Raw genomic sequence first — 2,970 nt, 5'->3', positions numbered from 1 at the left:
GCCACCGGGCACGGCGCGGCCTCGACCACCTCGTGGCTGACCGAGCCGAGCAGCGCCCGGCGCACCGCGCCCCGACCACGGCTGCCGACGACCAGGAGGGACGCCTCGGCGGACGCGGCGAGCAGCGCGTCCGCCGGCGGGCCCGCGGCGGCCACCAGCCGGCTCGGCACCCCGGGGTGCGACCGCGCGCACTCCTCGGCCGCCCGGCCCCACGCCTCGCGCGGCGCGCCCTCCCCGGCCGCGTCCGCCGCGTCGTCGGAGGCGTGCACGACCACCACCTCGCTGCCGTGCCCGGCCGCGAACCGGAACGCGAACCGGACCGCCCGGTCGCCCACCCCGGACCCGTCCGCGCCGACCACCACCGGCCCGCGGTCGCGCCGCTCGTCGGCGGAGGCCTCCTCGCGGACCACCACGACCGGCCACGGGCAGGACCTGGTGAGCCGGTCCGCGGTGGACCCGAGCAGGAACCGGGCGACCCCGCCGTGCCGGGCGTGCCCGACCGCCACCAGGGCCGCCCGGTCCGCGGCCAGGACCACGGCGTTCGCCGGGTCGCCCGACAGGACCTCGGTGCGCACCTCGACGCCCGTCGCCCCGGCGCAGCGCCGGGCGAGCCCGTCGAGCACGTCCCGGGCCCACCGCCGCGCCGGTTCCTCGACCGCGGCGGGGTCGACGGCGCCGATGTCCAGGGGCGCGTTCGGGTAGACCTGCGCCTGGACGGGCCACCGCAGGCCGTGCACCAGCACCAGGGGCAGGTCGAACGCCGCCGCCTGCCGGGCGGCCCACAGCGCGGCGCGCTCCGACACCGCGGTCCCGTCGACGCCGGCCACCACCGCGTCACCACCCGGCCCGGTCACGACGCCCCTCCCCCGCCCACCCGACCGGGTCTCCGGTACCGGTGGGTGACCACCGCGCCGACGACACCGGCCACGACCACCACGGCACCGACCACGGCGGCGGTGACCGGGTGGGGCCGGTGGTCGAGCAGGACGGGTGAGCACAGCAGCCACAGCCCCGACACCGCGACCACCAGGCTCAGCCAGGCGGCGCGCGCGGGTGCCAGCGAGCGGACCAGGGACAGCAGCGCGATCACCGCGCCCAGTGCCACGTCGTGCCACCACCGGGGGCCGTCCTGGGTGAACGGCGCGACGGCCGCCCACAGCCCGGCCAGGACCGCGACACCGCTCGCGGCGCTCGCCACCACGGGTTCGCGCGCCCCGCTGTCGGCGATCACCCCGTAGGGATCGGCGGGCCGCGGGCCGAGCGGTGGGCCGGGTCGCGGTCCGGGCGGCGGGTCCTGGCTGCGTGTGGTCATGCCGCGCCTCCGTCCTGTCGACGGTGGGCTTCCCCGCGTTCCCCGGTCGAACCCGCCGCCGCGACCTGCGGCGCTTGACCTTGTGGCAACCACAAGGTCGACCATGGTCGCGTGTTGTCCATCGGTGAGTTCAGCGAGATGTGCCACCTGTCGCCGCAGGCGCTGCGGTTCTACCACGCCAAGGACCTCCTGGTGCCGGCCGAGGTCGACGAGCGGACCGGCTACCGCGGGTACTCGTTCGACCAGGTCGAGCAGGCCGTGTTGATCACCGCCCTGCGCGGCGCGGGGATGAGCGTCGACCTGGTCCGGCGCGTGCTCGACGAGCCCGACGCCGCGCTCGACCTGCTGCGCCGGCACGAGGAGGAGGTCCTGCGCCTGCGGCGGGCCCAGGACGAGGCGATCGACGACGCGCGCCGGCTGTTCGGCTCGCCGCCGGAGGTGCGGCGCCGGCACGTGCCCGCGATGACCGTGGTGTCGACGCCGGTGCCCGGCCCCCCGGCCGCCCGGGACCGGTACGACTGGGCGGAGTCGGACGCCGCCACCACCGCGGCCGTCCGGCACCTGGTCGAGGCCGTGGAGTCGTGCGGGGCGGTGGTGGCCGGGGCGCCGTGGCGGACGTGGGCGATCGAGACGCCCGAGCAGAAGCGGCGCGGCATGACCGCGGAGGGGCCGCACTGGCTGGTGAAGGTCCCGGTCGAGACGGGCGGGGCGGCGCTCGCGGGCCTGCCGGACGACGTCGAGGTGCAGGGCTTCGAGGCCCGGGAGGAGCTGTCGATCCTCATGCCGGGCCGGAGTTCGATGGCCAAGTTCGGCACCGCGTTCTCGCGCCTGGTCTCGCACCCCCTCGACGACGCCTACGTCGACGTGTCCTGCCTGCGGTACGTGCTGCACGAGGACGGCGTGGAGACCGCCGTGGCGATCCGCGAACTGGACGGGCCCGACGACGTGGCCGGAGACGTGACCGAAGACGTGACGTGACGGCGTCGATATCCGCCCTTTCGCGCAAGGGCGTGAACAACCGAACGGGCAGCGGAATGGAGCGCCCCCGGCCGGAAATACCCGGATCGGATCGAATTCCGGTCAGGACCCGCGACCGGGGACGCGGAGCGGGAAGTGGATCACCTCTCGTGCCTGGGCCGTTCGGAGGAGGCGATCCGTTGGTCCGGACGGGTGCACGCGACCGCGCGCAACCCCTTTTCCGAAGAATGTGACCCCTAATCAATACCGAGGACCACAGAAATGTCGGGCACTCGCACCGATATTGCTTGACACACCCCCGCGCCGTCCTCAGCATGAGATGCGGAACACACCGGAAGGCCGGTTTCGAAGAATCGTTCTTGCGAGTACTTGGGGGTCTGCACGTGAAGTTCCAACGAGCCACGCTGGTCGGCGGTCCGACCGAGCTGCCCGAGGTGGAGCGGGTGTGCGAGGTGTCGAACCTCGACGACAAGGTGAAGATCAGCTACGGCGCCGGCTACGAGCACTTCAGCCACACCGGCGAGTTCCGCAGCCAGGGCGGTGAGACGCTCGCCGTGTTCGCCTGGTCCGGGCGGACGCGCATCGCCGAGTGACCGCGCGGTGGGGGGGGGGGCCGGGCCGCGCGCGGGGGCGCCCCCCCCCCGGGGCGCGCCCCCGGCGGGGCCGGGGGGCGCCCCCCC

General features: G+C 75.5%; 4 protein-coding genes. 2 read left to right on the top strand and 2 right to left on the bottom strand.

Annotated elements, in window-relative coordinates:
* Positions 1-854, bottom strand: an 854-nt coding sequence (locus ACFV4N_RS42145; RefSeq protein ID WP_499678300.1) for a universal stress protein, incomplete at its 3' end; no start/stop codon positions are given.
* Positions 851-1,312 (bottom strand): SPW repeat domain-containing protein, encoded by a 462-nt coding sequence (locus tag ACFV4N_RS42140; protein ID WP_499678299.1) that lies wholly within the window; start codon positions 1,310-1,312, stop codon positions 851-853. The genes ACFV4N_RS42145 and ACFV4N_RS42140, both read right to left, overlap by 4 nt.
* A 111-nt stretch (positions 1,313-1,423) precedes the next feature.
* Between ACFV4N_RS42140 and ACFV4N_RS42135 the strand changes: the two genes are divergently transcribed.
* Complete coding sequence (locus ACFV4N_RS42135; RefSeq protein WP_499678298.1) at positions 1,424-2,290, top strand: MerR family transcriptional regulator; 867 nt, start codon at positions 1,424-1,426, stop codon at positions 2,288-2,290.
* Between the two features lie 383 nt (positions 2,291-2,673).
* Positions 2,674-2,883 carry a DUF5988 family protein gene (locus tag ACFV4N_RS42130; RefSeq protein WP_499678297.1) on the top strand — a complete coding sequence of 70 codons (210 nt, stop codon included), beginning with the start codon at positions 2,674-2,676 and terminating at the stop codon, positions 2,881-2,883.
* Positions 2,884-2,970 lie beyond the last annotated feature (87 nt).

This window comes from Actinosynnema sp. NPDC059797 (genome assembly GCF_042732085.1).
In the GTDB taxonomy this organism is placed as follows: Bacteria; Actinomycetota; Actinomycetes; order Mycobacteriales; family Pseudonocardiaceae; genus Actinosynnema.
This window is presented reverse-complemented; position numbering and strand designations above follow the sequence as displayed.